23 protein-coding genes are annotated in these 25069 nt (G+C 32.5%); 8 read left to right on the top strand and 15 right to left on the bottom strand.

Annotated elements, in window-relative coordinates; translation table 11 throughout:
• Window position 1 precedes the first annotated feature (1 nt).
• The 4 genes from rnc (at window position 2) to AB3G33_RS04680 (ending at window position 3656) form a co-directional block, all read left to right on the top strand.
• The gene (rnc, locus tag AB3G33_RS04695) at window positions 2-742 is read left to right on the top strand and encodes a ribonuclease III (protein ID WP_367756507.1); all 741 of its coding nucleotides are present in this window, start codon (window positions 2-4) and stop codon (window positions 740-742) included.
• 107 nt (window positions 743-849) lie between these two features.
• Window positions 850-1344, top strand: coding sequence for an IPExxxVDY family protein (locus tag AB3G33_RS04690; protein ID WP_367773002.1), 495 nt, complete (start codon window positions 850-852; stop codon window positions 1342-1344).
• A gap of 5 nt (window positions 1345-1349) precedes the next feature.
• Window positions 1350-2780 carry a pyruvate kinase gene (pyk, locus tag AB3G33_RS04685; protein WP_367773001.1) on the top strand — a complete coding sequence of 477 codons (1431 nt, stop codon included), beginning with the start codon at window positions 1350-1352 and terminating at the stop codon, window positions 2778-2780.
• Window positions 2781-2891: 111 nt separating this feature from the next.
• Entirely contained in the window at window positions 2892-3656 is a 765-nt protein-coding gene (locus AB3G33_RS04680; RefSeq protein WP_367772999.1) for a Bax inhibitor-1/YccA family protein, read from the top strand.
• A gap of 45 nt (window positions 3657-3701) precedes the next feature.
• On the opposite strand, the gene AB3G33_RS04675 is transcribed toward AB3G33_RS04680, so the two are convergent.
• Both AB3G33_RS04675 and dinB read right to left on the bottom strand, forming a co-directional pair.
• Window positions 3702-4220, bottom strand: coding sequence for a PAS domain-containing protein (locus AB3G33_RS04675; RefSeq protein ID WP_367772997.1), 519 nt, complete (start codon window positions 4218-4220; stop codon window positions 3702-3704).
• A 93-nt stretch (window positions 4221-4313) separates the two neighbouring features.
• Window positions 4314-5396, bottom strand: a complete 1083-nt coding sequence (gene dinB, locus AB3G33_RS04670) for a DNA polymerase IV (protein ID WP_367772996.1) — start codon at window positions 5394-5396, stop codon at window positions 4314-4316.
• 202 nt (window positions 5397-5598) lie between these two features.
• Here dinB and AB3G33_RS04665 point away from each other — a divergent pair, with 202 nt between their 5' ends.
• Window positions 5599-6069, top strand: coding sequence for a CYTH domain-containing protein (locus tag AB3G33_RS04665; protein ID WP_367772994.1), 471 nt, complete (start codon window positions 5599-5601; stop codon window positions 6067-6069).
• Between the two features lie 8 nt (window positions 6070-6077).
• Here AB3G33_RS04665 and AB3G33_RS04660 read toward each other — a convergent pair whose 3' ends face one another.
• The 11 genes from AB3G33_RS04660 to uvrC form a co-directional block, all read right to left on the bottom strand.
• Complete coding sequence (locus tag AB3G33_RS04660) at window positions 6078-6575, bottom strand: septal ring lytic transglycosylase RlpA family protein (protein ID WP_367772993.1); 498 nt, start codon at window positions 6573-6575, stop codon at window positions 6078-6080.
• 79 nt (window positions 6576-6654) lie between these two features.
• Window positions 6655-7095, bottom strand: coding sequence for a hypothetical protein (locus tag AB3G33_RS04655; protein WP_367772991.1), 441 nt, complete (start codon window positions 7093-7095; stop codon window positions 6655-6657).
• A 99-nt stretch (window positions 7096-7194) separates the two neighbouring features.
• Window positions 7195-9906: a TonB-dependent receptor gene (locus AB3G33_RS04650; protein ID WP_367772990.1), complete on the bottom strand. Its 2712-nt coding sequence runs from the start codon at window positions 9904-9906 to the stop codon at window positions 7195-7197.
• A 278-nt stretch (window positions 9907-10184) separates the two neighbouring features.
• Window positions 10185-11828 carry a glucose-6-phosphate isomerase gene (pgi, locus tag AB3G33_RS04645; RefSeq protein WP_367772989.1) on the bottom strand — a complete coding sequence of 548 codons (1644 nt, stop codon included), beginning with the start codon at window positions 11826-11828 and terminating at the stop codon, window positions 10185-10187.
• 194 nt (window positions 11829-12022) lie between these two features.
• Window positions 12023-13255 carry a peptidoglycan DD-metalloendopeptidase family protein gene (locus AB3G33_RS04640; RefSeq protein ID WP_367772988.1) on the bottom strand — a complete coding sequence of 411 codons (1233 nt, stop codon included), beginning with the start codon at window positions 13253-13255 and terminating at the stop codon, window positions 12023-12025.
• Window positions 13256-13279: 24 nt separating this feature from the next.
• Window positions 13280-14215 carry a tryptophan 2,3-dioxygenase family protein gene (locus tag AB3G33_RS04635; protein ID WP_367756483.1) on the bottom strand — a complete coding sequence of 312 codons (936 nt, stop codon included), beginning with the start codon at window positions 14213-14215 and terminating at the stop codon, window positions 13280-13282.
• Window positions 14215-14985, bottom strand: a complete 771-nt coding sequence (locus AB3G33_RS04630) for a DUF3108 domain-containing protein (protein WP_367772987.1) — start codon at window positions 14983-14985, stop codon at window positions 14215-14217. Before AB3G33_RS04630 ends, AB3G33_RS04635 begins: the two co-directional genes overlap by 1 nt.
• 289 nt (window positions 14986-15274) lie before the next feature.
• A complete protein-coding gene (gene hppD, locus AB3G33_RS04625; RefSeq protein WP_367772986.1) occupies window positions 15275-16435 on the bottom strand; it encodes a 4-hydroxyphenylpyruvate dioxygenase in 1161 nt (386 codons plus the stop codon).
• Between the two features lie 196 nt (window positions 16436-16631).
• The gene (locus tag AB3G33_RS04620) at window positions 16632-17789 is read right to left on the bottom strand and encodes a homogentisate 1,2-dioxygenase (protein ID WP_367772985.1); all 1158 of its coding nucleotides are present in this window, start codon (window positions 17787-17789) and stop codon (window positions 16632-16634) included.
• 182 nt (window positions 17790-17971) lie between these two features.
• A complete protein-coding gene (locus AB3G33_RS04615; RefSeq protein WP_367772983.1) occupies window positions 17972-20173 on the bottom strand; it encodes a patatin-like phospholipase family protein in 2202 nt (733 codons plus the stop codon).
• 30 nt (window positions 20174-20203) lie between these two features.
• Entirely contained in the window at window positions 20204-22003 is a 1800-nt protein-coding gene (uvrC, locus tag AB3G33_RS04610; protein ID WP_367772981.1) for an excinuclease ABC subunit UvrC, read from the bottom strand.
• Window positions 22004-22141: 138 nt separating this feature from the next.
• Here uvrC and AB3G33_RS04605 point away from each other — a divergent pair, with 138 nt between their 5' ends.
• Genes AB3G33_RS04605 through AB3G33_RS04595 form a run of 3 tightly spaced genes read left to right on the top strand, consistent with a single transcriptional unit; the run spans window position 22142 to window position 23913 of the window.
• Window positions 22142-23116, top strand: coding sequence for a succinylglutamate desuccinylase/aspartoacylase family protein (locus AB3G33_RS04605; protein ID WP_367772980.1), 975 nt, complete (start codon window positions 22142-22144; stop codon window positions 23114-23116).
• Window positions 23106-23675 carry a 5-formyltetrahydrofolate cyclo-ligase gene (locus AB3G33_RS04600; protein ID WP_367772978.1) on the top strand — a complete coding sequence of 190 codons (570 nt, stop codon included), beginning with the start codon at window positions 23106-23108 and terminating at the stop codon, window positions 23673-23675. The genes AB3G33_RS04605 and AB3G33_RS04600 overlap by 11 nt, the downstream gene beginning before the upstream one ends.
• A gap of 43 nt (window positions 23676-23718) precedes the next feature.
• Window positions 23719-23913, top strand: a complete 195-nt coding sequence (locus tag AB3G33_RS04595; RefSeq protein ID WP_367772976.1) for a hypothetical protein — start codon at window positions 23719-23721, stop codon at window positions 23911-23913.
• A 78-nt stretch (window positions 23914-23991) separates the two neighbouring features.
• Here AB3G33_RS04595 and AB3G33_RS04590 read toward each other — a convergent pair whose 3' ends face one another.
• Window positions 23992-24597: a lipoprotein signal peptidase gene (locus AB3G33_RS04590; RefSeq protein WP_367756465.1), complete on the bottom strand. Its 606-nt coding sequence runs from the start codon at window positions 24595-24597 to the stop codon at window positions 23992-23994.
• An 88-nt stretch (window positions 24598-24685) separates the two neighbouring features.
• A complete protein-coding gene (locus tag AB3G33_RS04585) occupies window positions 24686-25066 on the bottom strand; it encodes a TraR/DksA family transcriptional regulator (protein ID WP_367756463.1) in 381 nt (126 codons plus the stop codon).
• Between the last annotated feature and the right edge of the window lie 3 nt (window positions 25067-25069).

Genomic DNA, 25069 nt, shown 5'->3' with positions numbered 1-25069 from the left:
TATGAGTATAATAAGAAAAATATTTTCGAAATCCCGTTCTCTAGAAGACGGGATTTTTTTTGATGCTATTCAAAAAATTTTAGGCTTTGCACCAAAAAATATTGACCATTACAGAAAAGCATTCACACACCGTTCTTCAAATAAATTAAACTCAGAAGGCAACCCAATAAATTACGAAAGACTAGAGTTTTTAGGTGACGCCATGTTAAGTGCTGTAATAGCCGCACATTTATTCAATAAAGCACCACATGGTGATGAAGGATACCTCACAAAGATGCGCTCAAAAATTGTAAGTAGAGAACACTTGAATGAATTAGGAAAAGACCTAAATTTAATTCGCTTTATCGAAAGCAAAGTACCCGTGCAACATTTTGGAGAAAATATTCATGGAAATATTTTTGAATCATTAGTGGGTGCAATATATCTTGATAAAGGATATGAATATTGCGAAAAATTTATTCAAAAAAGAGTAGTTCTTCCTTATGTAGATATTTCAAGGTTAGAAGGAAAAGTAATCAGTTATAAGAGTTTAGTTATCGAATGGTGTCAAAAAGAAAAGAAAATATTCCATTATGACATTTATGAAGATAACGGCATTGATGGAGAACGTCTTTTTGGAGTTAAATTAAGTATTGACGAAAAAGTCATCGCAAAAGCAAGAGCAACATCAAAAAAGAAGGCTGAAGAAAAAGCATCACAACGTGCTTATTTTGCATTTCAAGAAAAAATGGATAAGAAATAATATTAAATTCATTAAAACTACAACGTTTTCGTTCATAAATTAACGAAATCATTACATTTTCCGTTCTTTAACTTCGATAGAAATACTATATTTACAACATATTTTACATGAATATGGCTATTCATAAACTGGATCTTGGAGAATTTGACGAAATAGACTATAATCTTATTGCTATACATACTGCACTGGAAGATTATCGATTAGCGTTTTTTATCAATCAAAAACTTCCAATAATTCTAGGAAAAAGTAAGGATGAAGTTCAAATTAACATAAAAGAAGGAGAAACAAAATTTTCCAGATTTTATTATTATGACTCCGAAAATGCTGTTTCTTGGAATTTAATTCAAAATAAAAATGAGGTTTATCAGGATACAAAAGATACAGCTCAAAATTTATTTTCAAATATAACAATGGAGATTTCGACAAAAGTTTATTTGCTCCCAGAATTTAAAAAAGCAGATTATTTTTTAAAAATTGAAAATACTCAAGACACGATTAATGTGTCAAAAATTAAAGAAATATTAAATACCATTGAAAGTATATCTACAGTTTACACAGTAGATACAAATCAAATAAAATCAAAAAACAATTTAATTTTTTAATAAAAATGATTACAAACAAAAAAACCAAAATTGTAGCCACACTTGGACCTGCATGTAGTACCAGAGAGATTATAAAAGATATGATCGACGCAGGGGTAAATGTGTTTAGAGTTAACTTCTCACACGCAGATTATTCTGATGTTACAGAAAAAATCAATATCATAAGAGGACTTAACGAAGAATTTGGATACACTACAGCGATACTTGGAGACTTACAAGGACCAAAGCTTCGTGTAGGAGTAATGAATGAAGGAGTAGTTGTAAATGACGGTGACTTAATTACTTTTACTACTGCTGAAGAAGTTCTTGGAACAGCACAAAAAGTGTTCATGAAATATAAAAATTTCCCAAACGATGTAAATCCTGGGGAAAGAATTTTATTGGATGACGGAAAACTTATTTTTGAGATTGTTGAAACTGATAAAAAAACCGAAGTTGTTGCAAGAGTAATACAAGGTGGTGAGTTGAAATCAAAAAAAGGAGTAAACTTACCTAATACTAAAATTTCTCTTCCAGCAATGACAGAGAAAGATATCGCTGATGCTATATTTGCAATTGGACAAAAAGTAGATTGGATTGCTCTATCTTTTGTGAAAACACCTCAAGATTTAAAAGATTTACAGGACTTAATTGCAGAACATTCAGAATATAAAATTCCGATTGTTGCGAAAATCGAAATGCCTGAAGCATTAGAAAACATCGATAAGATTGTAGCTTACTGTGATGGATTAATGGTTGCTCGTGGAGATCTTGGAGTTGAACTTCCAGCTCATGAAGTACCCCTAGTTCAAAAAGAATTAATACGTAAAGCTAAAATGGCTCGTATTCCAGTTATTGTTGCGACGCAAATGATGGAAACTATGATTACTAGCTTAACTCCAACACGTGCTGAAGTAAATGACGTTGCGAACTCAGTAATGGACGGTGCAGATGCAGTTATGCTTTCAGGAGAAACGGCTACAGGTAATTATCCAGTACAGGTAATTGAAAAAATGACCCAAATCATTAAAGCTGTTGAAGATTCACCGCTAATTCAAGTACCTCAGAATACACCTCAAATTAAAACAAAACGTTTTATCACTAAAACAATTTGTCGTCATGCTGCCCTTATGGCAAATGCTATTCAAGCAAAAGCGATTTGTACTTTAACAAATAGTGGGTATACTGCTTTTCAAATTTCAGCTTGGAGACCATCAGCACATATTCTAGTATTTACATCTAACAAAAGAATCTTAACTCAGCTAAGTTTATTATGGGGAGTTAAATCTTATTTCTATGATAAAGTAGTAAGTACAGATGAGACTGTTACTGATATAAATGAAATAGCAAGAGAAAAAGGATATGTTACTAAAGGTGACTTTCTTATCAACTTAGCTGCAATGCCTATCAAAGAAAAAGGAATGGTAAATACCATGAGAGTTTCTGAAATAGAATAAGTAAAGCTTTAAAATAATAAAAAATCCGTCTTGTAAGAAATCAAACAAGACGGATTTTTTTGTGCTTCGTTTATTTTTCATTTATCTTTGATAAAAATTAGTTCAACTACTATGGAATTCAAATCGAAAAATCCTTTTTTAAATAATAAATCTTTTTCTGCTACAAGCAAAGATCAAGTACATCAGGCCATCTTCATTGATTACAATCAAGAAATGACTCTGTCTGGAACAATCAATAAAACACTGCTTTTATTCATGCTACTTACTGCTTCTGCGATGGTTATCTGGTGGATGACTTTCAATGGCATGAATCCAATGGTTCCAGCTTTTGGTGGCGCTATTGTAGGATTAGTGTTAGTTGTTATATCGGCATTCAAACCGCAATACTCCCCTTATTTAGCTCCTGGCTATGCGCTATTTGAAGGGCTTTTTATTGGTGGGATTTCGGCAATTTTTGAGGCTAAATATCCTGGAATTGTTATTCAGGCAGTTGGCGCTACTTTTGTAACATTCATTGTTTGTTTGGGGTTATATAAATTTAAAATCGTCAAAGTTACTGAACAATTTAAATCAGTGGTGGTAGCTGCTACGCTTGCCATTGCCACTTATTATCTTATTTCATGGGTATTTTCTATGTTCACTAGTTTTCAACCAGTACACTACGGAAATTCCATGATGAGTATTGGAATTAGCGTATTCGTAATTATAATTGCTGCTTTAAATTTATTCTTGGATTTTGACAGAATAGAAAAAGGAGTCCAAGAAAAAATGCCAAAATACATGGAATGGTTTGGGGCCATGGGGTTAATGATAACCTTGGTTTGGTTGTATATCGAATTCTTACGATTACTCTCTAAGCTTTCAAGTAAAGACTGAAAAAATAGCTCTCTTAAAAACCCTTTCAAATTTGGAAGGTTTTTTTTATGCTGCTTTTTCAAAAGCAATGAAGTGTGAAAATTCACCGCTTACATTATAGATGGGATAACCATTAATTAAACAGGTGTATATATCTCCATTTTTTTTATAGTTCAAAATCTTTTTTTCAAATGGTTGCTTAAGTTGAATTGCTTTTCTAATTTGTTTTGATACAAAAGCACTAGTCTTTTTCCCCTGAAACATACTTGGACTTTTACCAATCACTTCATCTGGTGTATAACCGTTCATTTTAGTGATGTTTTGCGAGGCAAAAACAATCGACAACTGAGCATCAGTTACAATAATCACTTCTTCTTCTGAAAGCTTATTTTTTATATCCCAATATGGATTATTCCATTTATACATAGAGGCAATTTGCTCTAACATATTAAAATCTATAAATGAATTTTTCATATCATTTATCATGACACAATGAAAATCCCAAGAAGATACTGGAGTCGTTTTTATTCTTATACTCTTATGATGTTCAGCGACAGCATTTTCGTAGTGTTCAAAGTTAATCATGAGACTTATTTTTATCAAATATAATTGATATTCGAAAAATAATACACCAATAAGAATGTTTTAACTATTGTTGAACCTTACACATTCCCTTGCTTAAAATGCAAATCTAAGTTGAACTATAACCGCTTTTTTAACTTCAGTATTTAGATTCCCCATGGATATCCCAAGTAATCTTACAGAATCTTTCATCTTTTCTTGATACAAAAGTTCCTTAACTGTTTCCAAAATCAACCCTTTGTCTGAAATAAAATAAGGAAGTGTTTTACTTCTTGTTTGCTGTGTAAAATCACTATATTTAATTTTTAAGGTAACTGTTTTTCCAGAAATCGTATGTTTTTTCAATCTTTTTTCTAATGATGTAGCGATTTTATCTAATTGCTCAATCATGAAAACCTCCGACGAAAGATTAACGTCAAAAGTATGTTCTGCAGCAACTGATTTAGTTATCCGATCCGATTTAACTTCGCTATTGTGAATTCCACGTACGACATGGTAATAAAAACTACCCGATTTCCCAAAATGTTTCTCTAAAAACTCCAATGATTTACTTTTTAAATCAACTCCCGTAAAAATCCCCAACTGATACATTTTTTCAGTGGTCACTTTTCCAACTCCATAAAATTTTCGAATGGGCAATACTTCCAAAAATGAAATAACTTCATCCGGATTTACTGTTTTCTGTCCGTTCGGTTTATTATAGTCACTGGCTATTTTAGCAACAAATTTATTAATAGAAATTCCTGCAGAAGCTGTTAGCCCTACTTCCTTAAAAATGCGTAATCTAATTTCTTCGGCTAATAAACTCGCGCTGGGGTTTCCCTTTTTATTTATTGTTACATCAAGATAGGCTTCATCTAGCGACAGCGGTTCAATCAAATCCGTATATTCTCTAAAAATTTTATGGATTTTTCCAGAAATCTCTTTATATCTATCAAAACGAGGTTTTACAAAAATAAGATCTGGACAATTTTTTTTAGCCATGACACCGCTAATCGCACTACGTACTCCAAACTTCCTAGCCTCATAACTAGCAGCAGCAACGACCCCCCTGTTTTCTGATCCCCCAACTGCAATGGGCTTCCCTCGTAGATCAGGATTATCCATTTGCTCTACAGAAGCATAAAATGCATCCATGTCAATGTGAATAATTTTTCTATTAATTGGGTTATCAAGCATGACACAAATTTAAATAGGTTTTACTTGAAAACATTCAAATGAAGGGAATTATTTGATACATTTGATGTCATCTTTTAGCCCAGATCGAAGCGACATCCTTTCTTATACTGAACTAGTTTCAAGATTTTGAAACCTAGTTCAGTATAAGAAAGATACAGTGAAGTGCTGGAAGAAGCTACAAAAAAAGACAAATCGATAAGAAATGATTGAAATAGAACGAAAATTTTTGGTTACCTCAGAAGCATTCAAAAAAGAAGCTTTTACTCAGAACAGAATTAAACAAGGGTATTTAAGCTCCGCTCCAGAACGAACTGTTAGAGTTCGAACAAAAGGAGATCGTGCATTTATGACCGTAAAAGGAGCCTCTAGCGAGTCAGGGTTATCCCGGTTTGAATGGGAAAAGGAAATTTCAATCGACGAAGCAACTAAATTACTTGAACTATGTGAAAAAGGGGTAATCGACAAAACTCGTTTTGAAGTAAAAAAAGGAAAACATATCTTTGAAATAGATGAATTTCACGGAGAAAACGAAGGCCTAATTATGGCCGAAATAGAACTTACTTCAGAAAATGAAAATTTCGAAAAACCATACTGGCTAGGACAAGAAGTAACAAATGACAAGCGCTATTACAATTCTTATCTAAGCGCTAATCCCTATAAAACATGGGGATAGTTATATAGTTATTTTGTAAAAACTTCAATAGTAACTGTCATAACTCCTATCCCTTTATTTTTAGCAATTTCCATAAAAGCTCTTTTAGAAAGATCAATTTCTCTTGATCTTACAAAAGGACCTCTATCAATAACTTCTACAATAACCGACTTACCGTTTGCCTCATTTGTCACTTTTAATTTAGTACCAAAAGGGAATTTTTTATGGGCAGCAGTATACTTATTCATATCAAATGGGATTCCACTAGCAGTACGTCGACCATGAAATTTGTCAGCATAATAAGAAGCATGTGACCCTTTTTTATAAGGAAGCAATTTTCCCATTTTTTCTGTCAAAGTGTCTTTCTCCACTTCTTGCTGTGCAATTATCGTTTTTGTTTTTTTTACAGTGTCTTTTTGTATTGTAGGTTTTTGTAGAGATGTTTTTATCTTATCCGCAATGGAGCTTTGACTACTTGCCAAACCTATAATAGCTATTAAAAAAAACAATGTTATTAATTTTCTCATATTTCTTTTTTATGTAATGCATTTTTACAAAAACCGTACCTAGATAAAAAAAGCCCTGTAAAAAGGACTTTTTTTTATTTTAAAACCACAAACTCCATGGTATTCTACTTAAAATTAGTACTAAACCTAACGTATAAAAAATAGTAAATGTTTTAAATTTAGATTCGCTTGTTGTTAATTTTTTGTGCTTTGACCAGCCTATTGTAATGAGCGTTATTGCAATAATATTAATCACTGGATGCTCTACAGCAGTTAATCTAAGTGAAGCATTTTTCATTACTTCACCCATTCCTGAATTAACAATAGCAGAAAACCCATTTGGTGAAATAAAATACAAAATCAATCCAATCAACAATTGCGTATGTGTCCCTATCAATCCAAAAATAGCAATTTTTCTGTCTTTAGCAGTAAATTCTTTTTTACCAACTAAACCAAGAACAGCATTAAAAACTGCAACAACTAACAATAAAAGAGCTAAATATGCCCAACCAGAATGAAATTTTACAATAAATTCGTACATAGAGTAATTATTTTTTTAAAACAAATATAAACAAAAAAGCATAAAAAAACGGCATTACACTTAAAGTGAATGCCGTTTTAGTATATATTAATTTAACTCTTAGAAGTTGTAACGCAAACTAAAGTTCCAAGTTCTTCCATATCCGAAATAAACTTGATTTGTAGTAGCAACACCATCATAAGTAGGTGTATTACCTGTAGCAAAGTTATTAGTTCTTGATTCAGAGATATAAACTTCGTCTAAAACGTTGTTTACATTTAATCTGAAACTAACAGAGTCACTTTTGTCTTTACCAACTAACATTTTATATGAAAAACCTGCATCCATTAAACCATAAGATGGCAATTGTAATGTTCCATCATTTTGTTCAGTTGTAAATTTAGTAGGGTCAATTGAAGCATATAATTTATCAGCAACTCTATAGTTAGCATCTAAACTTACTCTTTCAAACACTTCATATCTTGCTCCAATACTAGCTGTATTTTGAGCAGCATCACCTACTTTTAATTTATCTAAGTATAAAGTTGTAGAAGTACCACCACTTATTTTATTGTTTTCAGCATCGTATCTATTACTAGCTACGTTCCCTTTATATATCCAGTTTCCAATAGAAACCATTGCATTCAAGCTTAATTTTGGTAATGGCTTAGCATTCATTTCAAGCTCAACACCTGAGTGAATTTCAGTTAGACCATTAAAGTCATAATATCCACCAATATTATCAGCCGCTGAATCAGAATTTCTTTGGTATCTGTCTTTCCAAGAAGTGTAATACACATTTAAATTAGCACTAAACATTGAAGAACGGAAACCATATCCCCCTTCTAAACCTAAAACTTTTTCGTTAACTAAGTTTGAAGCTACTATAGATTGACTATTTGGATAAACCGCATTAAAGAATGGTTGTTTAGAGTAAAAACCTGAATTTACAAATACATTACTTTTTTCGCTGATGTTATAATTAACTCCACCTTTTACGTTTCCACCTAATAAATTTTCAAATTTAGTTTTATAAAGAGGATCGGTTGCTAAATAAAGGAAAGTATCTTCTCTTTTAAATCCTTGCTCAGAAATTGCTCCTTGAAAGAATGCAGAAAGGTTTTCATTAGAATATTCTAATTGTGTAAAAGCACCTAACCAGTTTACATAACCATTGTTATTGTAAGCAATTTTTTCTTGATCTTTAATATTTACAAAAGGATTCAAGCTTGGTGTAGCATCGTACGTTTTGTATAACACTCTTGATGGATTGTTTTTATCTGAAGTATCTTTAAATCCATCAGCACCAAGTAAGTCAGTCAAAATTCTGTAATGAAATCCAACATATGATCTTGCGTCAACACCAAAATCAAGAGTCAATTTATCCGATAATTTTGTATTTAAATCTATAACTGCACCGTACCAGTTATGTGAATTCATAGAAGCTCTTCTTATAAAACCTCCAGTGGAACTTGAAGAACTTGCAATACGCTCTCCACCAACTGAAGCAAGATAAGGCGCTGAATTTGTACCAACAGTGTTAGGCTGACCAGTATTATATTTAACAAACTCATCAATAGGAAGCAATCCGTCAGCAGTTTTGTAAGAAGAAGAATAAGGACTTTTTCCTATACTTCCCGTTCCTCCACCTCTACCCCATGAACCATAGAATACAGATGATAATTTTGTCTTGTCATTGATTTTATAATCCCAATTCAAAGAGGCAACCGGTTTACTATAGAAGTTTCTAGAAAAAGAATATTCCTCACCGTTTTTATAACCCCAATCAGAGTTGTATTTAATGTTTGGCTCCCCATTTTTACCATATTTAAGATAATCTGACAATGGGTTAGCAAAACTTCTTTGGTGATGCCATTGAGGAGCACCTGTAAAAGTAAATTGAATATCATGTTTGTCATTTGGTTTATAACCAAAAGCAATAAAATAATTTTTCCCTTCAAATTTAGTTCCGTCAACATAACCGTCTCCAGTAGTTGAACTTAACAATACAGAAGCTGAAAGACCGTTTTTCATTAATCCTGTAGAGTAAGAACCTTGAACTTTTAAATAATTTGCATTACCAAAACCTGTAGAAACTGACCCGCCTTCTTTCATTTCTGAAGTTCTAGTAACAACATTTATTGTTCCCCCAACAGATGAAATAGCTAATTTTGAAGAACCTAAACCTCTTTGAACCTGCATAGCAGAAGTTACATCAGAAAGTCCAGCCCAGTTGCTCCAATAAACAGCACCCGTTTCCATGTCATTCACAGGAACACCATTTATCATAACAGCTACGTTTTTTTGATCAAAACCACGAATATTAATCCTTGAATCTCCAAAACCACCACCTTGTTTAGTTACATATACTGAAGGTGTATTTGCTAAGATTTCAGGGAATTCTTGAGTTCCTAATTTTTCTTGAATTTCAGATGCTTTAATTGTTGAAACAGCAACTGGAGTTTTTCTGTCTTTTGCAATTCCAAGAATAGTACTTGTAACAACCACTTCATCTAAATCGTTAGAATTTGAAGTTAAAACAATAGCTCCTACATTTTTTGTAGCACCATTTGCAACAGAGAATTTGATTGTTTTAGGTTCAAAACCTATAAAAGAAATAACTAATTCTCCAGATGTAACTGTAGTATTAATTGAAAATTTACCATTAAAATCCGCAGATACTCCAGTTGCTGAACCTTTAATAGCAACATTAGCACCAGGTAATGAACCTTGACCATCAGTAATTGTTCCAGTTATTTTCCCTTGAGAAAATGCACTTACAGCTACTAAAAACAGTAATCCAGAGAGTAACCAATTTTTCATTGTCTTCATTTTTATTTAGTTTATTAATTTTTGGCAAAATTATAACATTTTTACCTTAAAAAGTTAACGCAATGTTAAGAAATTTTTTTTTCAAATAATATTTTTTCAAATAAAAAATCAATAAATCATTCATTTTACAGAAAATAATGCGAAATAAACCTCAATAACCCACTGAAAATAGCAATTCAGTAAAAAAAGTAAATATAAAATACAGAGTTGGGAAAAATAAAAAAACCCGAGTTTTAGTAAAATTCGAGTTTTTTTATAACAAATTAAAAAAATATAATTTATTTATTCTTCAAAAAATAATTCAATAAAAATTCAGTTGAACTATCGTGACTTTTAACTTTTTCAGTATTGATTTCTTCCAAAATAGAATTAGCCAACTGTTTCCCTAATTCTACACCCCATTGATCAAAGCTGAATATATTCCAAATCACTCCTTGTACAAAAATTTTGTGCTCATATAATGCAATTAACGAACCTAAAGAATTTGGTGTTAATTTATCAATAAGAATAGTATTGGTAGGTTTATTACCATTAAACACTTTGAATGGAAGAAGGAATTTAGCTTTATCGGCTGAAAGTCCCTGTTTATCAAATTCTGATTGAACTTGGACTGCCGACTTTCCTTGCATCAAAGCTTCAGTTTGTGCAAAAAAGTTAGACATCAATTTATCGTGGTGATCTTCATCTCCATATAATGGCTTTACATAACCAATAAAATCTGATGGAATTAATTTTGTCCCTTGATGGATTAATTGAAAAAAAGCATGTTGTGCATTTGTTCCTGGTTCTCCCCAAATAATAGTTCCCGTTTCATAATTAACTGGCTTACCGTCTCTCCCTACACTTTTACCATTACTCTCCATAGTTCCTTGTTGCAAATAGGGAGCTAGTTTTTGTAAATATTGTGTATAAGGAATCAATGCTTCACTTTCGGCACCAAAGAAATTATTATACCAAACACTTAATAAAGCCAAAATCACTGGCATATTTTTATCAAAATCTGCCGTTTTAAAATGATCGTCCATTTCATTAGCACCACCTAATAATTCATCAAAATTATCAAAGCCAATTGCTAAACTTATAGTAAGTCCAACTGCACTCCATAAGGAAAATCGTCCACCAACCCAGTCCCACATTGGAAAAACATTATCAGGATTAATTCCAAAATCGGTAACTTTTTGAATATTAGTAGAAACCGCAACAAAATGTTTCGCAACATCCTCTTGTGTAGCCGATTTTAAAAACCATTTTCTAATTGTTTCAGAATTCGTAAGTGTTTCTTGTGTTGTAAACGTTTTAGAAACAATTACAAAAAGTGTAGTTTCTGGGTCTAACTTTTTAACAACTTCATTTACATGATCCCCATCAACATTTGAAACAAAATGAACATTTAACTGATTGTTATAAAACTGCAAGGCTTCCACAACCATAACAGGGCCAAGATCAGATCCACCAATACCAATATTTACCACATCAGTAAATACTTTTCCTGTATATCCCTTTCTAGCTCCTGAAATTACTTCATTTGTAAAAGCTTTAATTTTACTTTTTACATCATATATTTCTGGGACTACATTTTCACCATTAACATTTACAACAGCTGATTCCTTAGCTCTTAAGGCAGTATGAAGAACCGCTCTATTTTCGGTTTGATTTATTAATGCTCCTTCAAAATATTCAGCAATTGCATCTTTTAGTCCCACTTCATTTGCCAAATCCAACAATAAAGTAATTGTTTCTTGATTGATAATGTTTTTAGAATAATCAATTAAAAAATCATTCCATTGTAGATTAAATTTTTCAGTTCTTGATTTATCTTCTTCAAACATTTCTTTCATAGAAACTTTTTGCATTTCAGTAAAATGATTCTGAAGCTTCCCCCACGAAAGGGTATCTGTAGGATTTATTGTATTTAAGGCCATTTATATCGAGATTCTAATATTAATATTATTTTTTTTGCAAAAATACAGAATTTAGTTTTAAATGATAAACACTTTTGATTTATATAACAATTTAATAGAAATAGAAAAGATAATAGGGCTACAATGAAATAGAGAGAACAAAATCAATTATAAATTGACCTGTTCTCTCTAAATTATGTAAACTATGATTAAAATTATAAATTAGCTATACTATCTAATTCAAACTTTAAGGGCTCTATATATTTTAAAAAACGAGTTTTATTAGCTCCATACATCGGCTCTCCATTTGGTAAGTTTAATTTTAAGGCATCGACTTGTTTTCCGTTTTTCCAAAATCGATAACACACATGAGGACCAGTAGCTAATCCCGTACTACCTACTCTTCCTATCACATCTCCTTGATTTACATGTTGACCACGTCTCACCAATATTTTTGACATATGTAAATATTGAGTAGAATAAGTACTATTATGCTTTACTTTAACATAATTTCCATTACCAGCTGTATATCCAGTCTTTTCAACTATTCCCGCTGCGGTAGTTGAAATAGGCGTTCCTGTTGGCGCAGCATAATCAGTTCCTTTATGAGCTTTCCATCTGTGTTGTACAGGATGAAATCTACTCATTGTAAATCGAGAAGTAATTCGACTAAACTTAATAGGGGTTTTAAGAAAGAAGTTTTTTAATGTCTTACCTTCTTCATCGTAATATTCAATCTTGCCCGAAGATTCGTTTTGAGCGAAAGGAAAGGCATATATGATTTTACCTTTATATTCAAAAAATGCCGCTTCCAGATTTTCTACTCCATCATATACAGAGTCATTGATAAATCTTTCCGTAAAAATGATGCCAAATCGATCCCCTTTTTTAAGTTTAAAAAAATCAATAGACCAAGAATATATTTTTGTTATTTTATTAGCTAGAGCTGCTTCAACACTTGCATTACCTAAGGTTTCTGATAGAGATCCTTTTAAAACCCCACCAATAGATCTTCTCTTAATGGTTATGGGCCTTGTTCTTTTATGAGCTACAACTACAGAATCACGTAAATCAAAAATATAATAATTTATAGCATCGGGTTGATAAATGAAAACCTGTAACTTATTTGTTTTATCCTTTGACCGAAGCATCGTATAAGGTTTATTAGGTCTTATTACCCTAACATCAAAAGTGTCTTTTACACTTTTGACAATCTCAAATACTCTTCTATCTCCAATATTTTGTTTATCTATAATTGTTCCAAAAGTATCCCCTCTTTTTACAGTATCTTGTACAACATTAAAATCAGAATAATTAAACCCAAAATCAGAATTGTCTGCAATAGGTTTTACGGTTTTAACCTTAACTACATTTTCGGATTTATCATTAGACTTATTACAAGATAGTATTGTGGTTAATACTATGATAATCATGAATACCTGCTTCAAACCGTCTCTTTTTTTTAATTCAACTTACTTTTCTACACCCCAATTAGCCAACTCTTCATCGCTCCATAATTCTGGAAAAAATATCCTTCGTTGGTATTTAGGGTGCATGTATTTTTTCCAATCACTTCCTCCAGTAGCTTCTCCATCTCCCTTACCGCTTTGATCGATGTATTTTATGGCAACATTTAAATGCTGCATCACCCAAGTAATATTTACCGTATAATCAAAATGACGCATTGCCTTTATAATTTCCGGTTTTTTTTGTTCTATTTCTGGTAGTTGTTTGAATTTTTGCCAAATATTAATGGTGCTATATTCTTCCATGTGACGCATGAAAATCCCTTTGTATTTTTTTTCGAATTCTTCTAGCAAATAGGATTTTTCACCTGTTTGATAATCTTTTCCGGCAGCTTGCCAATACAAATGTTCAAATGCATTTTCATAAGAATCTTTAACCTCTATTTTATTTCTAAAACGATAGTCAATAAGGTTAATTACATCAGTAGAAGAAAATTCTATTAAGCGATATTGTGCGCTTTGAAAACCACTTGCAGGAGTAAGAGTAGTTCTAAATTTCATATATTGATCAACATCCATGCCCTCTTCCATAATACCGAATGATGTGGTAAGCATATCAAAATAACGACTCACTCTCATTAATCGTTCTGAAAAAAATTCGGCATTACTATTTTGAGAATAACCAATTTGATTCATTTCCCAAAGAATCATTTTAAAAATTAATTCATTTACTTGATGATACATGATAAAAACCATTTCATCTGGGAGTGTCGTTCTTTGAATTTGTAAATTCAATAAGGCATCAGTTTGGATATAATCCCAATATGTAATGGGTTTTGACCAAAGTAAGCCCTCGAGTTGCGTTTCTGTTTTTTGATTTATGGAATCATATTTAAGTTCAATTTCTTTTAAAATTGCTTCTTTATTCGCATTAATGTTCATTAGTTTTTTATTTTAAACGGATTTTTTAATCCTTTAAATGCATCTAGATCTGCTTTGATTGACCCTACCGCAAGCTCTGCTTTTATCCGAATAGGCAATCTGTTGTCGTCGTCTGAAATCCAGACAGTTAAACTTTCTTGTTCTTTAAAAACACGTCCTGATTGAACTAATGGTCTAAAAACCATTGAAGACACGACGCCAAATTTAGTGGTAATATCTTGACGACCTATAAACTTTAACTTAAATTTTGTGGTTTCATCATCAAAAAACATATCAATCACGATCGATTCCCCAGGATTAATTTTATCAATACTTGGATAATTTCTTAAATAATAGAAAGCCGATAAGATATCTTGAGTATTTTTGGGAATTACAAAGGTTTTTTCATTCTTGTTTTTATAATCTTTCACCAAAATCTTATTTGATGCTTGATTAAAAAACCCTTCTTGACTTTTGGTATAGCCCCCTTCGTTTATTTTTCTTACAAATTGGGATGGATTCCCAGATTCTTTATCGATATAACTTTCGTATAAATCATCTACTTTGAAGAAAAATCGAGACATCCCTGTGGTATATCCTTTCCCAATTACATGAAATGCTTTTTTATTATTGATGGTGGCGTCTTTTACTTCAAGCGTGGCATAACCTGCATTGACAAACCCATAATGGATTCGAAACTTAAACCATTCACCCACATCATAGGCGTCATCATTATGAGAGTCAAAACTTACAGTTAAAATCAATATTAAGAATAGTATTATTTTTTTCATAACTTACTTTGTCTTTTACTGACTGTTCTTGCAAAAGTTGTTCCAAATATATTAAAACAAAAAAACTCAGTCAAATAATGACTGAGTTTTTATGCTATTAACTAACCAAAAAACTATAAATTATGAAATTTATATCAATACGGAAGGAAACCACCCCTTCCATTTTGCGAGTGCAAAGGTAGTCAACAAGTTTAGTTTTATATTCAAAAAAAAAAGTTTAACAAAACATTGACAAAATTACAGTCGTTTGAATAGTTATTTTTTCACATTATGCAAAAAAAACCGCCTTTTACAACGTTCCTCGCAATTGTTGCTCACGTTCTATTGATTCAAAAAGTGCTTTGAAGTTACCTGCTCCAAAACCTTTAGCACCCATTCTTTGAATAATTTCAAAAAATAAAGTTGGCCTGTCCTGTACTGGTTTTGTGAAAATTTGCAATAAATATCCATCTTCATCGGCATCAACCATAATGGCTAATTTTTCAATTTCATTGATATCTTCTTTCATCATACCCATATGCGCTCCCAAACGTTCCGGAATTGCTTCATAATAGGTATGAGGTGGTGCCGATAAAAATTCTACTCCTCTTGTTTTTAACTGGCTTACCGTTTTAATAATGTCATCAGTAGCGATGGCAATATGCTGTATTCCAGGTCCGCCATAAAAGTCCAGATACTCTTCGATTTGAGATTTTTTCTTTCCTTCGGCAGGTTCGTTGATCGGAAATTTTATTCTTCCATTTCCGTTAGACATTACTTTACTCATCAAAGCAGAGTATTCCGTATTGATTTGTTTGTCATCAAAAGAAAGGAAATTTACAAATCCCATTACTTCTTCATAGAACTTCACCCAAGTGTTCATTTCGTTCCAACCCACATTTCCTACCATGTGGTCAATGTATTTCAATCCTGTTGGCTCTGGATTATAATCCGATTTCCATTCTTTATATCCTGGTAAGAAAACACCATTATAGTTTTTACGTTCTACAAATATATGAACGGTTTCACCATAGGTATAAATTCCAGAGCGCACTACTTCTCCATGTTCGTCTTTCTCAACAGTAGGCTCCATAAAAGAGCGTGCACCACGTTTCATAGTCTCTTCGTATGCGCTTGTAGCATCCTCAACCCAAAGTGCCGCAACTTTTACTCCATCTCCGTGTTTTCTCAAATGCTCATGTATTGGAGAATCTTGTGTTAACGGTGTAGTAAGTACAATACGAATCTTATCTTGTTTTAACACATAAGAAGTGCGATCTCTAACTCCTGTTTCTAATCCAGCATACGCCAAGGACTGATATCCAAAAGCGGTTTTATAATAATGTGCGGATTGTTTTGCATTTCCTACGTAGAATTCTACATAATCCGTTCCTAATAATGGAAGGAAATCTTGCGCTCCTTCAAATATTTTTTCTAGCCCGTATTCTACTGATTTAACTTCCTTTGCCATTGTATTTATTTTTTTATGTGAAACCTACTTTTAGTACCCAACTGTTGCGGATCAAATTGATTTACACAGATTTTATTGATTTGAAAATTGTTATTTATTTGCACTTAAGCCCTAGCCCTGATAGTAGTGGAAATCCTTTTTTGAGGTTTTTACCGAAAAAAAGATTGCAACAGATAGCAGGAAATAGCTCCTTAAACTACTCCACCCACGACTTATAATATTGCCCATCGTCTAATCCCATAGCTTCTTCGGTTACCATCAGTGGGCGAAAAGTGTCTACCATAACGGCTAACTCCTCAGTACTTGTGTGACCAATACTACGCTCCATGGCCCCTGGCGCTGGACCGTGGGGAATTCCTTTGGGGTGCAATGTGATGTGTCCTTGTTCTATATTATTGCGGCTCATGAAATCACCATCTACGTAATACAACACCTCATCGCTATCAATGTTACTATGATTGTAAGGCGCTGGAATTGCTTTTGGGTGGTAATCATACAATCTAGGAACAAACGAACATACTACAAAAGTTGAAGTTTCAAACGTTTGATGCACTGGTGGCGGTTGATGAACACGACCCGTTATTGGCTCGAAGTTATGAATACTGAATCCGTATGGAAAATTGTAACCGTCCCAACCCACAACATCAAAGGGATGCGTAGCATAGACTACTTCATGCATCATTCCTTCTTTTTTGATTTTGATTAAAAAATCTCCTTTTTCATCGTGTGTCTCTAACTCGTTTGGTAAAATAAAATCTCGTTCGCAAAATGGCGAATGCTCCAAATGTTGTCCCGATTCATTTTTATATCGTTTTGGCGTATAAAAAGGGGCGAACGACTCGACGTAAAACAAGCGATTGTCTGTTGTGTTAAACTGAATCTGGTAAATAATTCCGCGCGGTATGATTAAGTAATCTCCATACTCAAAAGGGATATTCCCCATCATGGTACGTAATTTTCCTTTTCCTTTATGAATGAAAATCATTTCATCAGCATCGGCATTTTTATAGAAATAGTCTGTCAATGATTTCCGAGGTGCTGCAAGCCCAATTGTACAGTCTTTATTGACTAGCATGGCTTTGCGACTGTCTAAAAAATCATCTGCGGATTTTAATTCAAACCCTTTAAGCAATAATGATTTTATGTTTTTCCCAATAGCAATTTTAGGTTCAACTGAGTAGGACTTATTGATTTCCTTTACCTGTGTTGGCCTATGGACATGATATAGCAATGAAGAGTTTCCATGGAACCCTTCAGTACCAAAGAGCTGTTCGTAGTACAAACCTCCATTTGGCTTTTCAAATTGAGTGTGCCTTTTTTGAGGGAAAACCCCTAATTTATGATATAATGGCATGATTTTTTTGTTTTAAAGTGTAACTAATAAAGCGAGTAGGCTTTGCTATTCGTTATTCTAAATCAAAAAATAGTGACTTATTCAGGATTTCTCTTGATAAGGAATTGAAGATACTCTAATAAACCTGTCCATTTTGTTTTCATTATAACAAATATCGGAATTTTTAATGAAATAGATTGAATTTAAAATAAAAATCCGATGCTAAACCAAGTATACCCTTTTGCGTTTTCTGGTGACCATGAATATTTAATTTCTAAAGGACCAACAATAGTTTCTAAACCGTATCCTACTGCGTAACCCGAATATTTAGGAACTGATATCCAATCAACTGTTTCAAAAATATTACTGCCCAAATTGGCAAAATTAGCCGAAAAATTCAAATGGTTTTTTTTATAAAACTCATAATCAACCGTTCCTGTTGTTTTTATATAGCTATTGCCCGCTATACTTAAAAAATCATAACCATAAAACGGTCTAAAATTATTAATGGTATTGAAACCATACCCTCCTAATACAAAATTGAAATAAGGGACACTCTCATTACCAAATGAAAAACCTGCTTCGGATTGAATTTTTATTGTGGCATGTTTGAATAATGTGGCAGCTACACCAAAATCAGCTTTGGCAATAGAGAAAGGATTAAACTTTCCCGTATAATTTGATGACAAGAAATAGGACTGAATATCTCCCGAAAAATACAACCCTTTTTTCGGAAAGTCTTTGTTGTCAAAAGTATCGTATTTCATATATCCAAAAACACTCAGATAACTACTTTTGTCAATTATAGGATCCGTATTTGCTAAGGTTTCCGACTTAATTTTTAAATATTTATACTCAACTCCAGCACCTATTAAAAATTTTTGAACAAACAGGGATTGAAAATAAGCTTGGCTTGTCAAATCCGAAAAATCGACAAAGATTGAATTTACTCCCAAAGCACCATAATCCAAACCACTGACCTCACTTGGTATGTTTCGACTAAATTGATTGAAATTAGACTTAAACCCCAAACTTAGATTGTATCCATTTTCGATATAATAATCAAAATTATATCGAAAATTATCCCCTAAAACAATATCTAATGAAGCAATGTCATTTTTAAAAAAAGTTTTTTTGCGAGTGAAATTTACCAAAACTCCACTTTTAAATAAATCATCGTAATGTAAACCAAATTTCAAATAAGATTTTATTGGGTTTTCTTTTAAATTAAGGTCTAAATCATCATCTCCAGCATTGGAATTTAATGTATAGTTTATAACACTAAAGTTATTAGTCGCATTAATGTTGTTTATTCCTTTTTCTAGTTGTTGGTATGTTATTTTTGAACCTGGTTTGAAACGCAACTTCCCTAAAACATATTCTTTTGTAAAATTATCTAATTCATTACAATTTATATTCTTTAATTGTAAACTGTCCGATTGAATTTTTAATTTAGGTTTACTGTAATAATTTGAGCCCTCCCCCAACACTTTTATCTTTTCATAAACTGAAAAAGTTGCATCTTCTCCTTTTTTAATTATCTCTTTTCCTTTATCAAATGATATCACACCATAATCTTTTATATCAGGCTTTATATAAATGTCCGTTTTTTCAATATTACTTTTCATTTTTTCTATCGAATGAAGATTGGTAATTTGAACTAAAATTTTTGTAGCATCTTTAAGCGAGTTTCTGTCCCTTAAATCATCTTGAACATCCACCCCAATTATGATATCAGCACCCAATTTTCGAATTTCATCAATTGGATAGTTATTAGTAACTCCTCCGTCCACCAGAAGTGCTCCGTCAATTTCAACTGGAGAAAACAAAGATGGAAATGCAGAACTGGCAATCATCGCTTGCGCCAAATTCCCTTTATCTAAAATTACTTGTTTCCCTGTTTCTATATTAGAACCTATACATAAAAATGGAGTTGGTAATTTATTAAAATCTCTTACATGCCTTACGTTTCTAGTCAAACTGCTTAATAAGTTAAAATTGTACATCCCTTTAGAAAGCGCTTCCGGTATACCAATTTTAAATTTATCAAAAGGCAAGACTAATGCATATAACTCATCATTCCTTTTTTCATAAAAATTTTTAGAAGACCTAGGAATGAAATCATTTATTAATTCATCAAAATTAGTGGATTGAAATATAGAATCTATTTGTGATGCTGTATAACCTGAAGCATACAATCCCCCAACTACTGAGCCCATACTTGTTCCTCCAATATAATCAATTTTAACACCTGCTTCTTCCAGTACTTTCAAAACACCTATATGAGCAAATCCTTTGGCACCACCGCCACTTAACACCAAGCCTACTTTAGGTTTGTTTTGGACTTGGGAAAGCAATATAAAACTTGTAAAAAATAGGGAGATTAAAAGAATATATTTTTTCATAAATTATTTTGCTTTGTATCTATCTTACCATCATTTCGTTACAGATTTGTAAAAGTCGACAATTTTTTTTGCTTTTGATACTCCTATAACGTCAGAAATTTCTTTTTCTGTTGCTATTTTTAATCTTTTTACACTTTTAAACTGTTGAATCAATGCTAACATCGTTTTTTCTCCAATTCCAGGAATTGATTCTATAGATGAATTTAATGCTGCTTTACTTCTTTTGTCTCTATGATGCGTAATCCCAAATCGATGCGCTTCATTTCTTAATTGTTGTATTACTTTTAAAGTTTCAGATTTTTTATCTAAATATAAAGGCACTGAATCTCCTGGGTAAAACAATTCTTCAAGACGTTTTGCAATTCCTATTATCGCAATCTTCCCGCGCAATCCCAAATCATCAATGCTCTTAAGCGCTGCAGAAAGCTGCCCTTTCCCTCCATCAATAATAATCAATTGCGGCAGCGGCTCTTCCTCTTCTAGTAATCGTTTGTACCGTCTATACACCACTTCAGTCATCGATGCAAAATCATCTGGACCTTCAACTGTTTTTATATTAAAATGGCGGTAATCTTTCTTACTTGGTTTCCCGTCTTTAAAAACCACGCAAGCTGCAACAGGATTTGTTCCCTGAATATTTGAGTTATCAAAGCATTCAATATGTCTTGGCTCCACAGGCAATCGCAAATCTTTTTTCATTTGTGCCATGATTCTATTGGCATGACGGTCTGGATCTACAATTTGCAATTGTTTTAATTGTTCTATTCTGTAAAATTTAGCGTTGCGAATAGAAAGGTCTAGAATTTGCTTTTTATCTCCAAGCTGTGGCACAGTAACTTTTATATTTTCTCCCAAATCAACTGCAAATGGCACTAATACTTCTTTGGATAACAATTGAAATCGCTCTCTCAATTCTATAATTGCCAGCTCCAACAATTCTTCATCCGTTTCTTCTAATTTTTTCTTGATTTCCATCGTATGCGAACGAATAATCGAGCCATGTGAAATTTGTAAAAAATTGACATAGGCTGCTGCTTCATCCGAAACAATGGAGAATACATCAATATTCGTGATTTTTGGATTCACAATAGTAGAGCGCGATTGATAATTCTCGAGTACTTCTATTTTTTCTTTTATTTTCTGCGCTTCTTCAAAATGCATGTTCTGTGCCAAGTCCGTCATTACTTTTTTAAAGTCTTTCATGCTTTCCTTAAAATTCCCTTTTAGAATTTCACGAATAGCATCCACTTGTTTTTGATAGACTTCGAGAGATTCATGCCCCTCGCAAGGTCCTTTACAGTTTCCAATATGATATTCCAGACAAACTTTGAATTTACCACTTTCTATATTGGACTTACTTAAATCAAAATTGCAAGTACGTAAGGGATACAACTCCTTTATCAATTCTAAAATAGTATTGACAGTCTTGAAACTAGTGTAGGGACCAAAATATTCTGAACCGTCTTTAACCATTCTTCTAGTAGCAAATATCCGCGAAAAAGGTTCTTTCTTAATACACAACCAAGGATAACTTTTATCATCCCGTAACAACACATTATATCTGGGTTGTAATGTTTTTATCAAGTTGTTTTCTAATAAAAGCGCATCGGTTTCCGTAGGAACTACAATGTGCTTTATCGTTACAATTTTCTTGACAAGTACATTCGTTTTTGCAGTATCATGAACTTTATTAAAATAGGAAGAAACTCTTTTCTTTAAATTCTTAGCTTTTCCTACATACAATATTTTTCCCTCTTTATCATAATATTGATAAACTCCAGGGCTATCAGGTAATGTTTGTATTTGAAGATCTAGCGTTGGGTTTTGCATTGTATTATTATTTCACAAAGATACACAGTGGTACATATTGACCTATTGTGATTGTATTAATTTGAAGTTAATTCTTGAATTCATTTCAAATTTACGAATTCCAAATAATAATCTCTACATTTAGCTTTTTTATTAAATATGAGAAGCACAAAAACAATAACAATTTTAGGAGAATCTATTTTACCAGGCGAAAGCAAAACCATTGACATGGAAATCGCAAAACTGCATAATACGGCAAAACTTAAAATTCCAATTATTGTTTCGCGATCAAAAATTGACGGTCCTATTGTCCTTTTTTCAGCTGGGATACATGGCGATGAAATCAATGGAGTAGAAATTGTTCGCCAAATAATTACAAAAAAAATCAATAAGCCTAAAACAGGAACTGTTATCTGTATTCCTATAATCAACATGTTTGGATTTGTAAACATGTCCCGTCAATTTCCTGATGGTAGAGACTTAAATCGAGTTTTCCCTGGAAGTAAAAAAGGATCTTTAGCGAGTCGATTTGCCTATCATATTCTAACAGAAATAATGCCATTAGTTGATTATGCTGTAGATTTTCACGCTGGAGGCGCAAGCCGATTTAACGCCCCACAAATACGACTTGCACCAAATAATACAGAATTAAAAATATTGGCCGATGTTTTTAATGCACCATTTACCTTATACTCAAAAAATATTGCTGGTTCCTTTAGAAATTCAAGTTCGAAGCTAAACGTAAAAATGCTGCTTTTTGAAGGTGGAAAATCACTGGACATTAATGAATCAATCGCTGATGCTGGAATTGATGGAGTAAAACGAATTTTGTCACATTTAAACATGCTGGACCCCAAACATAGTATTGAAAAACAAGAGAAGAATACCATTTATATTGAAAAATCGGCTTGGATAAGAGCCAAGTGTTCTGGTTTATTACATGATAGTGGTTATATTGGTTCATTTGTAAAAAAAGGAACTGTCTTAGCAACAATTACTGATCCATTTGGGAAATTTGAACGCAAAGTAAAAGCACCCAATGACGGTTACATAATAAATGCCAATCATTCACCTATTGTATATCAAGGGGATGCAATTTATCATATTTCTAAAACTATTGGTGATGGAAAGTAATAAAAAAGAATTACGAACTAAGTATAAAAAGTTAAGACAAAATCTTAGTGAGATAGAAATTGAGGAGATGAGTTTGGCTATTGCCAATAGACTATTAGCACTCCCCATTTGGGAGAAAACGTATTTCCATATTTTTCTTTCTATTGTAGAACACAAAGAGGTCGATACTGAATTGATCTTACATCTTCTTTCAGGGAAAGATAAAGAAATTATTATTTCAAAATCTGATTTTACGACAAGAGAAATGACCCACTTTTTACTTACTGATAACACAAAAATAAAGAAAAACGAATACAATATTCCAGAACCAATTGATGGTATTGAAGTACCTTCAAAAAAAATTGACGTTGTTTTCATTCCTCTTTTGGCTTATGACATTAAAGGAAATAGAGTGGGATATGGTAAAGGTTTTTATGACAAGTTTCTTTCGGACTGCAAACTAGATGTAATCAAAATTGGACTCTCATTCTTTGAACCCGAAGAATTAATTACTGATATCTTTGAGGGTGATGTGAAATTAGATTATTGCGTGACACCAAATTCTTTTCACACTTTTTAAAATTGAATTCGTACTTTCGCATCAGATAAAATCTAATTCAGTTATGAAAACATTTAAATACTCAAGATTTGCTTTAACCTTTATGGTTATTTTATTTACTGCTTCAATATCAAGCTGCAGCATTCAAACCAGAACCAGCAGATCTACTTATAAAGCCAAAAAACTTCCGCCAGGTCAAGCTAAAAAAATATATGGTGGAAAAAGCGCTAAACGTTATGCACCAGGACACAACAAATAAATCTAATAAAAAACAAAGACCTATTCAAATATACTGAATGGGTCTTTGTTTTTATTTTGCAAATTATTCGTTGAAGAATTAATCTAATTTATGGTGAAACGCTTTTTTATTGAAAAAAATCAATATCCCTACTCCAGTTGATATTGCCATATCAGCAACATTAAAAATAGCATTAAAGAAAGTAAAATCTCTTCCGCCCCAAACAGGAATCCAGCTTGGTAAACTTCCATGCCAAAATGGGAAGTAAAACATATCCACTACTTGACCGTGAAACCATGTTCCATAGGGCTTTTCAGAAAATAGTGTAGCTAATTGTGCGTTACTATCGTCAAAAATAACACCGTAAAAAACAGAATCAATAATATTACCAAAAGCACCTGCCAAAATTAAGGCAATGGCTATAATTAAGTAATTAGAACTGTGTTTTCGCTCTACAGAGTCCCACAACCAATATCCAATCCCGCCCACAGCGACTAATCTAAAAAGGGTAAGGAATAACTTACCATATGCTCCGGGTATTTTTGTCCCCCAAGCCATTCCTTCATTTTCAATAAAAAGAATTTTAAACCAATTAAAAACTTCTACTTCTTCCCCTAATACAAAATTAGTTTTTACAAATATTTTCGAAACTTGATCAACGATTAATACAATGAAGATAAGTAGATACGCTTTTCGTAATGACATTTTTTAATTTTTAAGTGGCGTAAAAGTAATAATTTTATCAAAAAAAACGCTCCCAATGGAGCGTTAAATATTTAAATTGAAAAAGCGCTTATCGTTGTAGATTTTTAGCTTCAATACTCATCGTTGCGTGAGGAACAATTTTTAGTCTTTCTTTACTAATTAGTTTACCTGTTACCTTACACAATCCATAGGTTTTGTTTTCTACACGGAATAAAGCATTTTTCAAATCACGAATAAACTTTTCTTGACGAATCGCTAATTGTGAGTTGGCTTCTTTAGACATGGTTTCGCTTCCTTCTTCAAATGCTTTAAATGTTGGAGACGTATCATCTGTACCGTTATTTAAATCATTCATGTAGGCGCTCTTTATCAAATCTAAATCAGCTTGCGCTTTGTTAATTTTATTTAGAATTATTTCTTTGAACTCTGCTAAATCAGCGTCAGAGTATCTTGTTGGTGCATCTACCATATC

The sequence above is a fragment of the Flavobacterium sp. WC2421 genome, assembly GCF_040822115.1.
Taxonomy (GTDB): domain Bacteria; phylum Bacteroidota; class Bacteroidia; order Flavobacteriales; family Flavobacteriaceae; genus Flavobacterium.
This window is presented reverse-complemented; position numbering and strand designations above follow the sequence as displayed.